The sequence below is a fragment of the Lysobacter sp. N42 genome, from assembly GCF_004344885.1.
This window is the reverse complement of the sequence record NZ_SKFB01000005.1, coordinates 232,002-246,938: the sequence shown is the minus strand read 5'-3', so window position 1 is coordinate 246,938 and position 14,937 is coordinate 232,002. Positions and strand designations below refer to the sequence as shown.

Below are 14,937 nucleotides of genomic sequence, written 5' to 3'. Positions count from 1 at the left end.
TATCAGATAAAAAAAATACGTGCAATTTTACCGCAAAAACAGCAAATGGGGGCTGGAAATCAAGATTCAAGCGCTCCAATTTGAAAATTCAATACCATATTGATTTATATTGAAAAAAGCCTTGAAAATAGTTAGCCCATTTGCCTCTGCTTGTTTACACATAGCAGCATAGTTTGGATCAATATGCGTTGCCGTCTGTACGTTTTTTATGCCGGTATGCATAACTGCATAAACAATCGCGATGTCGTTTCCCGTGTCATGTTTCAGTTGAATAAGTTCTTCTATTTGTCTTGTTGCTCGTGTTGAAACAGCATCAGGGAAGTAGCCGTTCTCATCTTCAAGCAATGTCACGGATTTTACCTCGATATAGGTGTCTGGTGCGTTATTTCTTTGTAACACAATGTCACATCTACTTTTTTCACCGTATTTAACTTCACGCTCCATTGCTGAGAAGCTTTCAAGCTCTTTCGGTAAAGAGGTATGTAAGGCTTCCACTACAAGCTCATTTGCGCGGTGCGTATTAATGCACACCCAATCTTTTGAGGGGAGTTTCGCAACTTCCCAAGTGTGTGCGTACTTTCGCTTTTTGTTGTCGCTCTCGCTCAGCCAAACTTCGCTGTCGGGGATAGCACAGCCAGTCATTGCACCTGTATTAGGGCAATGAACGGTAAGTTCAGAACCATCGGGCAGAGTTACGTCTGCTAAAAAGCGCTTGTATCTTTTTACTAATTTGGCGGCTTTCAGAGGAGGATTAAATTGCATAGCTGTTTATTTTCTCGTTACAGTACGTCTTCAGGTTTTGCTTTCTGTTTTTTAAAGTATGGCTTGCTATAATTCAAAGCTCTGTTTGAGTGCGCTGAAGTGATCACGCTCTCAGATTTATTTTTTACGGACTTAAACTACGTTGTGAGGTGAATGATGTCTAGTGCCATCCCGGTTTGGTTAACTAAGGAAGAGTGTCCACAAGGGGTACGCGATAACAGTGTCGTGTATGCTGCAGACTCTGGTTTCCGTGTGGTATTGCCGGAAACTCGCCAAGCAGAGCGGAAAAATGAAGACGACGAAGCCGAATTTCGTGTCATTCAAACCGCAGCTCGCAAACTAGATCAGCTGGGTTTAGCAAAGGTTTCTCTTGAAGGAGAAGGTTGGACAGAGGCGCGTCAATGGGCTTTTGCCAAAGGGTTCACAGACACGCGCTCAACTAATGAGATTGTGTTTAGTGACGATGCTCAGTCATCTCTCAAACCTCTTGTCGACACTTATCGTTGGGTGCGAAATCTTATTAACTTGCCCTCAAGTGAGATTTATCCAGAAAGCCTGTGTGAAAAAGTTATTGAAAAGGCTCAGGAAGTCGGCGGGAAAGCAGTTTCTGCGCGCATGGTGGTTGGCCCTGAATTAGTCAATGAAGAACGTTTTGGTATTCATACTGTGGGACGTGCGAGTCAGCATCCTCCAGTGCTTCTGGAACTAGACTTTAATCCAACCGGTGACGAGAAAGCAGAAGTAGAGTATGCCCTTATCGGTAAAGGTATTACGTTCGATACCGGTGGGTATAGCATTAAAGGCAACGAAGGCATGGTTGCTATGAAGTGTGACATGGGTGGGGCCGCAACGGTGTCTGGCGCTCTAATTCTTGCCATGCAGCAAGGTTTAAATAAGCGCGTGAAGTTACTGCTATGCTGTGCCGAAAACATGATCGACGGTAATGCATACAAGAATGGCGATATTATTTACTACAAGAACGGTCAATCGGTTGAGATTGTAAACACAGACGCTGAAGGTCGTCTTGTATTGGCAGACGGGTTAATTCGCGCAGGTGAGTTGAATGCCAAATATATTATTGATGCAGCAACGCTAACAGGTGCGGCACAAGTCGCTGTTGGTACAGAGTACAACGCCTTATTTAGCGTAGACGACAGTTTTGCCAATGAAGCGTTAAAAATTGCTGAACGTAGTCATGAAAATCTATGGCGTCTGCCCCTAAATTCTTGGCATCAATACAACTGTCCTTCGCCGTTTGCGGACACCGCAAATAGCAAGCCGATGAAGGGTGGTGGCTCTGGCGGCGCAAGTAATGCGGCAGGTTTCCTACTGAGATTTGCTCCGAATAAGGGGCAAGGTTGGTTGCACTTCGACTTAGCGGGTGCTTATCACGGTCAAGCAAACGCACTTTATCCTGCCGGTGCTACAGGCTTAGGTGTACAAACTATTGCGCGCATTCTTACGCGCTAGTCGTTAAGTTATTCAGCCCTTGGCGTTGAGGGCTGAATAACAATTCCTCTATTTCGCTCATTGTCTATTCGTAATAATCAGGCAAAGTCGCTTTCCCTAACTGCTTTTGGGCGTTACGCTATGGCAAAAAACAGAGGGTTGTTGTGTCCATCAAGTCGGCTTTAGCTTTCATTTTTAAATGCGCACTGGTTGGTGCGGTTGTTTTAGCTTTTTACGGCGTATATTTAGACGCTCAAGTAACAAAGCGTTTTGCCCATGCCCGTTATCAAGCCCCAGCGTTAATTTATAGCCGTGCTCTATCACTTGAACCTCATCAAAATATCTCGTTAGCTCAAGTTATCTCTGAACTTCATGCGTTAGATTACCGTGAGTCTAGATCTGCACGTGATCCAGGTGAATTTCAGCAAGCCAATCAGCAAATTCTATTGCATCGCAGAGCCTTTGACTTTCCTGACAACCTAGAGCCGGCAAAGCGCGTTCGTTTGCTTTTTAATGAGAGTAACGTGCTCGAAAGAATAGAGTCGTGGCCAGAACAAGATTCGATGACGGCAATTCGATTAGAGCCTCAACTTATGGGGAGGTTTCCTACTGGACAAGGAGAAGACCGGTTAATTCTGGGCTTAGAAGAAGTTCCGGCATTAATGAAAGAAACTTTATTGCTGGTCGAAGACCAAGATTTTTACCATCATGCGGGTGTTCGTCCAACAGCTATTGTTCGTGCTGTTCTTGCCAATATTGCCGCAGGTAGAACAGTTCAAGGTGGTAGTACAATTACGCAGCAGCTTGTGAAGAATATGTTCCTTTCTTCTGAGCAAACTTATATCCGGAAGTTTAACGAAGCATTAATGGCGCTTATCTTAGATTTCCGCTTCAGCAAAGACGAAATTTTAGAAGCCTATTTTAATGAAGTGTTTTTTGGGCAAGACGGTGGTCATGCTATTCACGGCATTGGTTTAGGTAGCCACTTCTACTTTGGAAAAACGCCACAGAACCTCAATGTAGACGAAATCGCATTACTTATCGGAATGGTAAAGGGACCTAGTCTTTATAATCCTCGACGAAATCCCGAAAATGCGAAAGGCCGAAGAGATTTAGTTTTACGGTTAATGTTTGAAAACGACTTAATCAATCAAACTCAGTATCTTGCTGCAATTGACCGTGAAGTGAGAACTCGAGAGCAAACTCGGCTAAGCCGTTATGGCCGCCCAGACTTTATCGATGCCGTACAAGCTGAATTAAATGATTATGTACAAGGCTCGCAATGGCATAGAACGGGATTAAAAATTTACACCACATTTGACCCAGAGCAGCAGGCAAGGCTCGAGTCTAGCGCTCGTAGCCAATTTATTCCCGATCAAGTGAAAAGTGCAGAACGTGCTCTATTGGTGACTGATTATCGTACGGGTGCTATTGAAGCGCTAATTGGCGGAGCAGAGCCAGTAAACGCCGGGTTTAACCGAGCTTTGAATGCGCAGCGTGCAATTGGTTCGCTGGTAAAGCCTTGGGTTTATGCGCTTGCGTTCGAAAATGAAGCCGAATTTAATCTGATTACGCCGGTACAAGACACTCCAATTGAGCTTGTAAACGAGCGTGGAGACCTTTGGCAGCCTCAGAATTACGATGAGACTTTCCGAGGGGAAATTACGTTATTAGAGGCTTTTATAGATTCTCGCAATGCTCCGGTGGTGCGCGTGGGTATGGAAATAGGAGCTGATCAGGTTAGACGTCGATTAGTCAACGCAGGAGCGCCAGCTAGTATCCATAGTTACCCAAGTTTGATGTTGGGTACGATAGAAATGTCTCCCTTTCAAATCTCGCAGCTATACGTGCCTCTGCTAAACGAGGGAAAGCGCGTTCCTTTGCATACCATTGAAGCGGTAACAACTCATCGTGGCGAATCCATATTTTTAAGAGAGAATACGGCTACACAGGTACTTACCCCAGAAGCGGCACGAATGGCTAGATATGCCATGGAGCAGGTTGTAGCGAGAGGGACTGGGCAAGCAATATCAGACGTAAGCGAGGATATTGGTGGCAAAACCGGATCTACAGATGATTTAAGAGATAGTTGGTTCGTTTCATTTGATGGGGCACGGATGCTGACAGTGTGGGTAGGCTACGATAATAATTCCCCGGTGGGACTAACGGGCAGTGCTGGCGCTTTACCGTTAGCCCGAGAATATTGGCGGCGCAGTAATATTCAGCCATTAGATCGCGTTCTTCCCGAAACGATGCATTGGATTTATGTCGACGCGATGAATATGAATCGCGTTGGCCCAGACTGCAGTGAAGCACTGCGCATTCCGATGATGGGCGTGGCCGCGACTGAATTCTATGACTGCCGAGGAAGACTAAGAGACCAAGAACAGAAAGAAGAGCGCTCTTGGTTTGAGCGCATCTTCGGTTAGCATGATTTAAAAGCTACAGGCTGACGCGACGATATTCTCGGTATTCAGGTTCCCAGAACACCTTGCTAATGCGTGAACGTAGCAGTTCGTCCGGAATTTCTAGAGCGTGGCCTTGTTCTTGGGCTACTTTTCCAACCGCAAATGCGATCTCTCTCGAAAGGGTTTCTATTTCCCTTAACGACGGCAGCAGACTCGCTCCAGAACCCAATACTTTAGGTGACATTGCTGCGAGGGTTTCGCTGGCAATGAGCATCATTTTTTCTGTAACGCGGCGTGACTTTACAGCCAATACACCTAAACCAATGCCGGGGAAAATGTAGCTGTTGTTACATTGAGCGATAGGGTAATTCACGCCGTCGACTACGACTTCGTCAAATGGACTGCCCGTGGCTAAAATGGCTTTGCCGTTTGTCCAACGCAATACGTCTCGAGGATGAGCTTCAACATGACGTGACGGGTTGCTCAGTGGAAAAATAATCGGCTCTTCACAATGTTCATGCATGGCACGAATGACTTGCTCTGTGAATAAGCCCGGCTGTCCGGATACGCCGATGAGCACCGTTGGTTTCGCGCAGTTCATCACATCGAGTAGTGAAGGATATTCGCCACTGAAGCTCCAATCTGCAATGACTTCGCTAGATTGGGTTAATGCCGCCTGAAAGTCGCGTAAGTTATCCATTTTGTCGGTTAACAAGCCGAAACGATCAACCATATAAATCTGGCTTTGCGCTTGTTCTCTTGTTAAACCCTCGGCCTGCATGTGAGCAATGATTTGTTCAGCGATACCACAACCCGCAGAGCCAGACCCAACAAAGGCAACGCGTTGTTCTGTAATCGACTGACCTTTTGCTTTACAGGCAGCTAGTAAAGTTCCGGCTGTAACAGCTGCCGTACCTTGAATATCGTCATTAAAACAACACACTTGGTCTTGATACTTTTTCAGGATCGGCATGGCATTTTGCTGAGCGAAGTCTTCAAACTGAATAAGTACCCCAGGCCAGCGCTTTTCTACTGCCTGAATAAAGGTGTCTATAAAGTCTTCGTACTCTTTACCAGTAACCCGTTTGTGGCGGGCGCCCATGTACATTGGGTCATTTAAAAGTTTTTCATTGTTCGTGCCCACGTCCAACATGACTGGGAGAGCATACGCAGGGCTAATACCACCACAGGCGGTATAAAGAGAGAGTTTTCCAATAGGAATTCCCATGCCGCCGATACCTTGGTCACCTAAGCCAAGAATACGCTCGCCGTCAGTAACCACGATAACTTTCACATTACGTTTGGTCGCATTGCGTAATATGTCGTCCATTTGATCGCGCTCTGCGTACGATAAGAACAAACCACGAGCACTGCGGTAGATATCTGAAAATTGCTCACAAGCATCACCTACCGTCGGAGTGTAGATAATGGGCATCATTTCTTCTACGTGGTCTTTGACCAAGCGGTAATACATGGTTTCGTTGGTGTCTTGAATTGCACGAAGAAAGATATGTTTATTCAACGGTGTTTCAAAACTTTTATATTGCATGTAAGCACGGCTTACTTGCTCTTCAATAGTTTCATAACGAGGAGGAAGCAAACCCGTTAAGTTGAATGCTTTGCGTTCCTCTGGACTAAAGGCACTACTTTTATTCAGCAACGGCGTCTCAAGCAATGAAGGGCCTGAGTAGTGAATGTACAGTGGGCTTTTAGACTTAGACTCGGTCATGAAAATTCCTATTTCAATATAGTGTTATTACTGAGCGATTTTCGCGAAAGCTTTGTCAGCACAGTCCAGCGTGTCTTGTATGTCCTGCTCGCTATGCGCCATAGACATAAACCCAGCTTCAAAAGCGCTTGGTGCTAAGTATATACCTTGCTTCAGCATTTCGTGGTAGAACGTCTTAAAGTGCTCCATGTTGCAAGCGGTTGCTTGCTCAAAGGTGGTTACCTTGTCTTCGTTAGTAAAGAAGAACCCGAACATGCCGCCAGCTTGGCTCGTGGTAAATGGAATACCATGTTTGTCAGCAAGCTTTTGCAAGCCTGTGGTGAGTGCTTTAACTTGTGCATTTAGCTGATGATAACGAGATTCGTCGTTTAATAAGCTTAATGTGGTTAGGCCTGCAGCCATGGCAATTGGATTTCCAGACAAGGTACCCGCTTGGTAAACTGGGCCAACTGGAGCGATATGGTCCATAATTTCAGCCTTACCACCAAATGCTCCCACCGGCATTCCGCCACCAATAACTTTACCTAAACAAGTAAGGTCAGGTGTCACATTGAAATGTTGTTGTGCGCCACCTTGTGAAACACGAAAACCGGTCATCACTTCATCGAAAATGAGTACAGAGTTGAACCGGTCACAAATGTCACGCAAACCTTCAAGGAAACCTTCCTCTGGTAAAATACAGTTCATGTTGCCGGCAACGGGCTCAACAATAATACATGCGATGTCGTCACCGACTTCCGCAAACACTTTTTCAACTTCGTCTAGTTTATTGAAGCTAACCGTAAGCGTGTGTTTGGCTACGTCTTCAGGAATGCCCGGAGAACTTGGAACGCCTAAGGTAAGGGCGCCTGAACCGGCTTTAACGAGTAAAGAGTCGGCATGACCATGGTAGCAACCTTCAAACTTCAATATTTTGTTTTTGCCTGTATAACCACGAGCAAGTCGAATAGCAGTCATAGTGGCTTCTGTGCCAGAGTTCACCATGCGAACTTTCTCAATTGATGGAACAATTGAAATCACTTTTTCCGCCATGGTCGTTTCGATAGCTGTAGGCGTTCCGAAGCTTAATCCGCGTTCTGCTGCTTCAATAGCTGCCGCGCGCACATCCGGGTGATTGTGGCCCAAGATCATTGGTCCCCACGAGCCCACGTAGTCGATGTAACGCTGACCGTCTTCGTCAAATAGATAAGCGCCATTCGCGCGTTCTACAAATACGGGCGTGCCGCCAACACCTTTAAAAGCACGGACGGGGGAGTTTACACCACCAGGAATAGAGCGTTGGGCTTGGTTAAATAGTTCTTCAGAACGGGACATAGATACCTCTAAAAATTCGCTTTTTCGCTATACCACACGACATCAGTGTCGTATTTGCTAACTAAGTCCTCAACACCAAGGGTTAAGGCAAAGAGTGCCATTCGAATGAGCACGCCGTTGTCAGCTTGTCTAAATATGGCTAAGTTGGGATTTTGGTTTAAGTCGTTATCAAGTTCATTTGCTTCTGCTCGGGAGTCTCGAGGCAAAGGGTGCATAATGACCGTGTTTGGCTTGTAATGGCGGGTGTATATCTCGCTGTTCAGACGGAACCTGCCGCGGTACTGGGCAGCTTCTTCCATACTGGCAAACCGCTCTTGCTGAATTCGCGTTTGATACACAATGTCGGCATCCATGACGCCTACCATTTCGTCTGAAACAAGAACTTCATGTCCGGCATTGGTCAGTAAGTCGATAACCTCACTGGGCATAGCAAGTTCTCTTGGGGAAATAAGCGTAAAACGCACATTTTTATATAAGCACAGTAGTTTCGATAACGAGTGAACTGTACGGCCATACTTGAGGTCGCCAATCATACAAATATGCATGCCATCAATGCTTCGTTGATGGTGGTTCAACTCTTTTTGGATCGTATATAAATCTAACAGTGCTTGTGTCGGATGTTCGTTTGCACCGTCACCACCGTTAATAACCGGTACTCGACTACCTTCCGCAAACTCTGCAACACTGCCAGCCTTGGGGTGGCGCATGGTGATTATGTCGCTGTAACTAGACAGCACACGCGCTGTATCGTATAGCGACTCACCTTTGGCGATGGCAGAGCTTTCCATGCCTGTGGTTTCTCGCACTTCACCGCCAAGCAGGTTGAACGCAGTACCGAAACTAACTCGCGTTCTTGTGGATGGCTCGAAGAATAAATTTCCCAAGATTGCGCCGTCTAAAACTCTTGTGCGCTTCTGCCGGTGAGCATAGGGTGCCATTTGGTCCGCAATCTGGAAGATTTTCTCTATTGCGGGTAAATCGAACTGCCCAACCGAGAGAATGTTTGCCCCTTTGAAGTTCATAGCTACCCTTACCAACGTGATGATTGTTGGCTGAATATGATAGCAGAGTCAGGCTAGTGTCGTCACTGATTTAACTGCCAAATGCAGGTTTTAATACCGCTAATAAAATGACCGAAAACAATACAATAACAGGAGCTTCATTAAACCAGCGGAACCATTTGCCTGAGTGACTGTTTTCACCCTTGGCGAATTGTTTAAGTAGTTTAAAGCAGTAGATATGGTAACCACACAGTGCAGCAACTAGAGTCAGTTTGATGTGCATCCAGCCCGAATGCTTAAGCCATTCTAAGCCATAGATATAAAGCATTCCTGCGCCGAATATTAACGTCAGAATGGCAAAGGGTGTGATAAAGTACAGCAATCGACGCTCCATAATGGTGAGCTGCGCATGAACAGAAGGCTCGTTCGACTCTGCATGGTATACAAACAGGCGTGGCAAATAGAAAATGCCCGCAAACCAAGCGACCATGGTTATAAGGTGTAATGCTTTAAACCATTGTAATACGAGAAGTTCTGTCATTGACGTTTACCGAAAGCTAGTCTTTCACATAATTTACCATTGGTGGGCCTTATACGCCACGCCATTCAAACGAGAGGATAGAACGTGTTTCAACCTGGACGTATTATTACCGTACGGACAATTTTGTTGGCCATTGCCTTGCTCATCGCGGCTATCTTTATTGGGTACTACGGTGGTCACAAGCGTATCGATTGGCAAACACAGCGTGTCGCATGGTTAGAGTCTCAAACTGAAACTTTGTATGAACGCTTAGATCGATTGGAATACGAAAATAATATTTTACAGGTGGAGCTCGACGTAGAGCGCGCGGCGACGCGATCGTTGCAGGATGATTTGCGTGACTCCATCGAAGATAAAGCGGTTATCGCTCGCGAGTTAACTTTCTATCAACGCGTCATGGCGCCTGAGCTCGATGCAAATGGGGTGGCTATCGACTCGTTTGTTATTTCAGAGGCGACCTCTTCTGGAAACTTCTATTTCAGACTCATTTTGTTGCAACTCGAACGAGCTCAGCAACTGGTTACAGGAAGCTTTTCGGTTCAGCTGACTGGGCAAGAGAATAACGAAACTAAAACCTATAACTTGCTCGAGCTTGCAGGAATTGAGGAAGGTGATTTTGCAATGAATTACTTCGCGTTGTCAGAAGGTACGTTTCGATTACCCGAGAACTTTGTCCCGAATACAGTGACTGTTAGGGTGCAAAGGCGTCGAGGGAGTGCGATAGACCAAATCTATCAGTGGCAAGAACTGTTGGCAGAAGATGTAGAAATTCAAGATATAGAAGGTTCTGGCGATCTTGAATGACGCGGAATGATGCGAGAAAATACGTAAAGTTTATTGATATAAATGTGGAGTAGTTCATGAGTGTAGTTGAACAAGCAATGCCTATAGAGTTTTCGGAAGCTGCGGCTGCGCGTGTCCACGAACTAATTTCTGAAGAAGAAAATACCGAGCTTAAACTTCGCGTCTTCGTTACCGGAGGCGGCTGCTCAGGTTTTCAGTACGGCTTTACCTTCGAAGAAAATACTAATCCTGATGATATGCAAATTGAGAAAAACGGGGTCACTTTAGTTGTCGACCCGATGAGTTTGCAGTATCTAATTGGTGGTGTTGTCGATTATGAAGAAGGGTTACAGGGCTCTAGATTTTTTGTGAATAATCCAAATGCGACAACAACGTGTGGTTGTGGCGCTTCATTTTCTGTCTAATCAGACCAGACAAAATATAACAATTTTTAACCAGTGTTTTTGTGGGCCTGTTCGAAAGAACGGGCTTTTTTGTACAAAAAAGAAACAAATCTGTTCAGGTTTAACATAACGAATTAACAAATTACGAACACGAAACTTATTGATTTAAGGTAGGAAATAACGAGAATAGCGCCATCGAAACGAACCCACTTGTTTAGGAGACTTCAAATGAGAACATTGATCGCTATCCTTGGTGCAGCACTAATTGGTAACATCGCAATTTCTACTCCAGCGCAAGCTTCAGCAGCTATTGCAGAAAGCTTATGTACAGCAGTAAGTGCAGACGACCGTCAGCGTTTCCGCACTATCTTGGATAACCACAATGTAAGACTTCGCAATGTATACAGCGGCGTTCGTTGTAACGGTTACAGCATGATTCAGTTCGCGATTACTGCAGAAGCAGCTAGCGTAGGTGAGTTGTTAATTCGTCAACTACCTTCAAGAAGCATTGAAGAAGACACAGTAAACGGCGTTCCAGTTCTTGAGTGGGCTGCACAGTCTGGCTACTCGAACTCTCCTGTAGTTTCTGTAGTCCGCGAGCGTCTAGCTGGCTAATTCTACAAGCATTTCGCCTTTTGAAAGCCCGATCACTTATGGTGGTCGGGCTTTTTTGTTACACTGCCCGGCATCTGAAGTTCTTATGAAGAGGGTTGTATGAGTTTATATCGAGGACATGTAGAAACTGTTAAAGCGCGCTTTGACGAGGCGTTAAAGGCGCAAGGTTTTGACAGTGTATTGATTTATGCGGGGCATCCAAGTGTCGCATTCCTTGACGATAACGCGTATCCGTATCGTGTAAATCCATTTTTTAAATACTGGGTACCTATTACCGAGAGCCCTAAGAGCTTTATTTTCTATCGTGTGGGTGAAACACCACAACTCTTTTTGCATCAAGCTAAAGACTTTTGGCATGCGCAGCCCGAAATTCCACCAGGAGACTGGCGTGAGCACATTGAATTGACGCTCATAGATAGCGAACAAACGGTTAAAAATGCACTTGCGAAAGAACTAACCAAAACAGCATTTATCGGTGAGAATTTCTATACGCTGGAAGACTGGCCAAAAATGGCTGTTAACCCTCAAGGTTTAATTGATCACCTGCACTTTCAGCGTGCAATTAAGACTGACTACGAGGTTGATTGCCTACGTAATGCCAATATTAAGGCTGCTAGAGGTCACAATGCGGCACGTGACGCTTTTTATAACCAAGAAAGTGAAGTCGATATTCATTTAGCTTATCAAAAGGCTGCTCGCTCTCTGGAAACCCAGCTGCCTTATCACAGCATTGTGGCGTTAAATAATCATGGTGCGATTTTGCATTATGACCATGCCGACATTAATGCTCCTGGGTCTCACTTGTCGTTTTTAATTGACGCTGGCGCCTACTACAACGGCTACTGTGCTGACATTACGCGAACCTATAGCGCGGAAAAAACTGGTTTCTATGCTGAGCTAGTGGAAGCTATGAACGAAGCTGAACTAGAAATTATCAGCGAGATTGAAGTAGGTAAAAGCTATTACGACTTACATGTGGCAATGCACATGAAAGTTGCCGAGATTTTGCATAAGTTCGGCTTTATGAAAGTCGACGCCGAAACCTGCTACAAGCGTGGTTACACCAATGCGTTCTTCCCTCATGGACTTGGGCATTATATCGGCTTACAAGTGCACGACGTGGGTGGTTTTTTGAAGAACGCAAATGGTGACAGTTTTACTCGAGACGCGCGTCATCCGTTCTTACGGCTACTACGTGACATAGAGCCAGGACAGGTATTCACGATTGAACCAGGACTTTACGTTGTTGATCAATTACTAGAAGAGTTCGCCGGCAATGAAGACTTTAACTGGCAGCGTATTGGCGAACTTCGTCCATATGGTGGTGTGCGTGTGGAAGACAGCGTGCTAGTTACCGCTGATGGAACAGAAAACATTACGCGAGAAGCTTTCAAGAAAGTGTAAGCTTTAGCTTAAATTGCGGGAGTGTAGCGGCCTAATAAAGCAGGACGACTCGCTCCCGTAACTTGTGTTAGGTCGGTAACAATACGATTCTCGAATCGCCGTGCTAACCACGCAAATAATATTCCTTCAACCCACTGTGGAGCTACACCTAACTCTTGTGTGTTAGACCACTTAGCCTGCTTCCATAGCTGCGCACAACGGGCCATGAGTGCGTCGTTAAAAACACCACCTCCGCAACAATAAACCTGCTGCGCTGGTGCAAACTCTTTAAGTGCCGAAACGAGTGTCACAGCTGTTAATTCAAGTACTGTGGCCTGGATATCTACTGCGCGTACTTCATTTCCATCTCGCTGGATATGTCGGTGCAGCCATTCTGGTGTGAAGTACTCTCGGCCAGTGCTTTTTGGCGGAGTTTTATCGAAGTATGGGTCGCTTAGCATAGCTTCCAATAAACGTTGGTTTACTTGGCCTTGCTTAGCCCAGTGCCCGCCGACGTCATAGGACGTTCTAGCATTTGGATGATGCTGCGTATACCAGTAATCGAGCAGGGTGCTTGCAGGCCCGCAGTCAAATCCGTTAAGTGTTCCATCAGACCCAAGAAAACTAATGTTGGCGATGCCTCCAAGGTTCACGACCGCAACATCAACGTCTTGTTGCGCGAACATGGCTTGGTGCAAAGCGGGCGCTAGCGGGGCACCTTGACCACCTAGTGCAATATCTTTTTGTCTGAAATGACTGATAACTGGGATGTTACAAAGCGTAGCCAGTGTTTCAGGGCAACCTAATTGCCAGGTGAAGGGCGTATCAATATCGGGGTGGTGGCGAATGGTTTGCCCATGGAAGCCGATAGCAGTGATTTCATCTGCGGCAATACCATGATCATCTAAAAAAGTGAGCACTGCTTCACTTACAGACTGCGAGAATAAACGGTCTGCAACCCCTAAACGAAAAATTTCATTGTTATTTTGGCAAGTGCAAAGTTGTGTTAATTGCTGACGAAGAGACTTTGGTATTTCAGCGGTGGTTGCCGCTACAACTTTGGGCTGTTCATTTGAAAAATCGGCAAGAACAATATCGATACCATCAATACTTGTCCCAGAAAGAATGCCAAGATACCAATCCTTCTGGGGTGCATGACGCATACGTTGAGCCACAATTAGTTCTGATTTAATGCCAAATAAACACGTTGGCGATTCTGCAGGCGAACCATTTGTTGCTCTGCAAAGCCTGTGAAGCTTGGCAACATATCTTGCGGTAACGACTCTGCCTGTGGAAGCTCAACTGTTCTTGGATTGCGGTGTACACCGTCAACTAAAAACTCGTAATGCAGGTGTGCGCCGGTTACTCGCCCGGTTGCACCAACGCGGCCAATAATTTGGCCCTGGCGAATGCGTTCACCACGGCTTACATGACGTCTACTTAGGTGTAAGTATTTAGTTACGTAGCGTTCACCATGCTGAACAAAAATATAATTACCGTTTAAGTTGTTGTAGCCGCTTTCTACAACTCTCCCGTCACCGGCAGCCATAACAGGCGTGCCTGTTGCTGCTGCGTAATCAATTCCACGGTGCGGTGAAACTCTACCGGTTACAGGGTGCAAACGTCTTGGGTTAAAACTAGAACTTACACGGGTAAAGTGGACCGGAGCGCGCAAGAATGATTTACGCATATTCTTACCTTCCGGTGTGTAGTAGTTGCCGTTTTCATGCAGCACAGCACGGAATGTCTCGTTCTGATTGATGAATTCAGCAGCTACGATTTTGCCATTACCGACAAAACGACCGTCGATATAGTTCTGTTCGAATAAAACACTGAAGCGGTCGCCTTCTCGAATATCTAATGCAAAGTCGATGTCCCAACCAAAAAGGTCGGCTAGGTTCATTATTTGTGACTGAGTTAAGCCTGCTTCTACACCTGCGTTCCAGAAGCTGCTTGAAATAGTTGCATGTGCAAACTCGAGACGGCTTTCGATCTCTTTTGATTCTGAATAACTTTCGTAATTACCTGACTCTCCGTGGCGGATAACCACAGATTCGGTCTCATTAAGTTCGTAGCGAAGCTCAATAATCTCTTTGTCTTCGGTCGTTGCGAATTGAAGCGTATCGCCTGGGTGAATACGGCGCAGTATGTCTTCGTGTTCGACTTGAGTAATGCGATACAGCTGCTGTGCACTAAATCCTAAGCTACTAAATATACGTGCAAGATTGTCACCCGAACGAACCTCATAGCTGATCCACTCGTAGTTCTGCTGAACAGAGTTTTCGATGATTTCGTCTTGAAGGTTTAGGCTGAGCGGGTATGGGCGACCAAGCTCTAGAAGCTCGGCGTTTGCAAGATTTCGAGACGCAGTGGCTCTCTCACTCGGCCAAAGCACGAGGAGAAGCAAAAATAGAGAGATTCCCGATATTGTTATTTTATGTCGACGAGGTAACTGTCGAACCACGTTTTTAATCGGTCTTACCATAAACTACTAGAACCCTGTTGTTGCGCAACGCCATAATAATAACACTTTTCTGTAGAACGCAAC

The 14,937-nt window shown here is 45.7% G+C and carries 13 protein-coding genes; 6 read left to right on the top strand and 7 right to left on the bottom strand.

Annotation, left to right across the window (positions count from 1 at the left end; all coding sequences use genetic code 11):
• Nucleotides 1-66: 66 nt before the first annotated feature.
• Nucleotides 67-762 carry a DNA/RNA nuclease SfsA gene (sfsA, locus tag EYQ95_RS12080; protein ID WP_111916212.1) on the bottom strand — a complete coding sequence of 232 codons (696 nt, stop codon included), beginning with the start codon at nucleotides 760-762 and terminating at the stop codon, nucleotides 67-69.
• A 153-nt stretch (nucleotides 763-915) separates the two neighbouring features.
• Between sfsA and pepB the strand changes: the two genes are divergently transcribed.
• Together pepB and mrcB are read left to right on the top strand one after the other, a co-directional pair.
• The gene (gene pepB / locus EYQ95_RS12075; RefSeq protein WP_207916389.1) at nucleotides 916-2,232 is read left to right on the top strand and encodes an aminopeptidase PepB; all 1,317 of its coding nucleotides are present in this window, start codon (nucleotides 916-918) and stop codon (nucleotides 2,230-2,232) included.
• Between the two features lie 143 nt (nucleotides 2,233-2,375).
• Nucleotides 2,376-4,640: a penicillin-binding protein 1B gene (gene mrcB / locus EYQ95_RS12070; protein ID WP_111916210.1), complete on the top strand. Its 2,265-nt coding sequence runs from the start codon at nucleotides 2,376-2,378 to the stop codon at nucleotides 4,638-4,640.
• A gap of 13 nt (nucleotides 4,641-4,653) precedes the next feature.
• On the opposite strand, the gene EYQ95_RS12065 is transcribed toward mrcB, so the two are convergent.
• The 4 genes from EYQ95_RS12065 to hemJ form a co-directional block, all read right to left on the bottom strand.
• Nucleotides 4,654-6,348: an NAD-dependent malic enzyme gene (locus EYQ95_RS12065; protein WP_111916209.1), complete on the bottom strand. Its 1,695-nt coding sequence runs from the start codon at nucleotides 6,346-6,348 to the stop codon at nucleotides 4,654-4,656.
• Between the two features lie 27 nt (nucleotides 6,349-6,375).
• Nucleotides 6,376-7,662, bottom strand: coding sequence for a glutamate-1-semialdehyde 2,1-aminomutase (hemL, locus tag EYQ95_RS12060; RefSeq protein ID WP_111916208.1), 1,287 nt, complete (start codon nucleotides 7,660-7,662; stop codon nucleotides 6,376-6,378).
• A gap of 8 nt (nucleotides 7,663-7,670) precedes the next feature.
• Nucleotides 7,671-8,684 carry an aspartate carbamoyltransferase gene (locus tag EYQ95_RS12055; protein WP_111916207.1) on the bottom strand — a complete coding sequence of 338 codons (1,014 nt, stop codon included), beginning with the start codon at nucleotides 8,682-8,684 and terminating at the stop codon, nucleotides 7,671-7,673.
• 70 nt (nucleotides 8,685-8,754) lie between these two features.
• Nucleotides 8,755-9,204 (bottom strand): protoporphyrinogen oxidase HemJ, encoded by a 450-nt coding sequence (hemJ, locus tag EYQ95_RS12050; protein WP_111916206.1) that lies wholly within the window; start codon nucleotides 9,202-9,204, stop codon nucleotides 8,755-8,757.
• An 84-nt stretch (nucleotides 9,205-9,288) separates the two neighbouring features.
• Between hemJ and EYQ95_RS12045 the strand changes: the two genes are divergently transcribed.
• From EYQ95_RS12045 to pepQ, 4 genes are all read left to right on the top strand, one after another.
• Nucleotides 9,289-10,008, top strand: coding sequence for a DUF6776 family protein (locus EYQ95_RS12045; RefSeq protein ID WP_111916205.1), 720 nt, complete (start codon nucleotides 9,289-9,291; stop codon nucleotides 10,006-10,008).
• Nucleotides 10,009-10,064: 56 nt separating this feature from the next.
• Nucleotides 10,065-10,412, top strand: coding sequence for an iron-sulfur cluster insertion protein ErpA (gene erpA, locus EYQ95_RS12040; RefSeq protein ID WP_111916204.1), 348 nt, complete (start codon nucleotides 10,065-10,067; stop codon nucleotides 10,410-10,412).
• Between the two features lie 216 nt (nucleotides 10,413-10,628).
• A complete protein-coding gene (locus EYQ95_RS12035) occupies nucleotides 10,629-11,006 on the top strand; it encodes a DUF3718 domain-containing protein (RefSeq protein WP_165924715.1) in 378 nt (125 codons plus the stop codon).
• 99 nt (nucleotides 11,007-11,105) lie between these two features.
• Nucleotides 11,106-12,410: a Xaa-Pro dipeptidase gene (gene pepQ / locus EYQ95_RS12030; RefSeq protein WP_111916202.1), complete on the top strand. Its 1,305-nt coding sequence runs from the start codon at nucleotides 11,106-11,108 to the stop codon at nucleotides 12,408-12,410.
• 8 nt (nucleotides 12,411-12,418) lie between these two features.
• On the opposite strand, the gene EYQ95_RS12025 is transcribed toward pepQ, so the two are convergent.
• Together EYQ95_RS12025 and EYQ95_RS12020 are read right to left on the bottom strand one after the other, a co-directional pair.
• Nucleotides 12,419-13,564, bottom strand: coding sequence for an anhydro-N-acetylmuramic acid kinase (locus tag EYQ95_RS12025; protein ID WP_111916201.1), 1,146 nt, complete (start codon nucleotides 13,562-13,564; stop codon nucleotides 12,419-12,421).
• A gap of 2 nt (nucleotides 13,565-13,566) precedes the next feature.
• The gene (locus EYQ95_RS12020) at nucleotides 13,567-14,874 is read right to left on the bottom strand and encodes a peptidoglycan DD-metalloendopeptidase family protein (RefSeq protein ID WP_111916200.1); all 1,308 of its coding nucleotides are present in this window, start codon (nucleotides 14,872-14,874) and stop codon (nucleotides 13,567-13,569) included.
• Nucleotides 14,875-14,937 lie beyond the last annotated feature (63 nt).

Bases quoted from the DNA above. Each gene is read 5' to 3' on its own strand.
- hemJ (WP_111916206.1), bottom strand. From the start codon at position 9,204: ATGACAGAACTTCTCGTATTACAATGGTTTAAAGCATTACACCTTATA.
- EYQ95_RS12065 (WP_111916209.1), bottom strand. From the start codon at position 6,348: ATGACCGAGTCTAAGTCTAAAAGCCCACTGTACATTCACTACTCAGGC.
- sfsA (WP_111916212.1), bottom strand. From the start codon at position 762: ATGCAATTTAATCCTCCTCTGAAAGCCGCCAAATTAGTAAAAAGATAC.
- hemL (WP_111916208.1), bottom strand. From the start codon at position 7,662: ATGTCCCGTTCTGAAGAACTATTTAACCAAGCCCAACGCTCTATTCCT.
- pepB (WP_207916389.1), top strand. From the start codon at position 916: ATGATGTCTAGTGCCATCCCGGTTTGGTTAACTAAGGAAGAGTGTCCA.
- pepQ (WP_111916202.1), top strand. From the start codon at position 11,106: ATGAGTTTATATCGAGGACATGTAGAAACTGTTAAAGCGCGCTTTGAC.
- erpA (WP_111916204.1), top strand. From the start codon at position 10,065: ATGAGTGTAGTTGAACAAGCAATGCCTATAGAGTTTTCGGAAGCTGCG.
- EYQ95_RS12020 (WP_111916200.1), bottom strand. From the start codon at position 14,874: ATGGTAAGACCGATTAAAAACGTGGTTCGACAGTTACCTCGTCGACAT.
- EYQ95_RS12055 (WP_111916207.1), bottom strand. From the start codon at position 8,684: ATGAACTTCAAAGGGGCAAACATTCTCTCGGTTGGGCAGTTCGATTTA.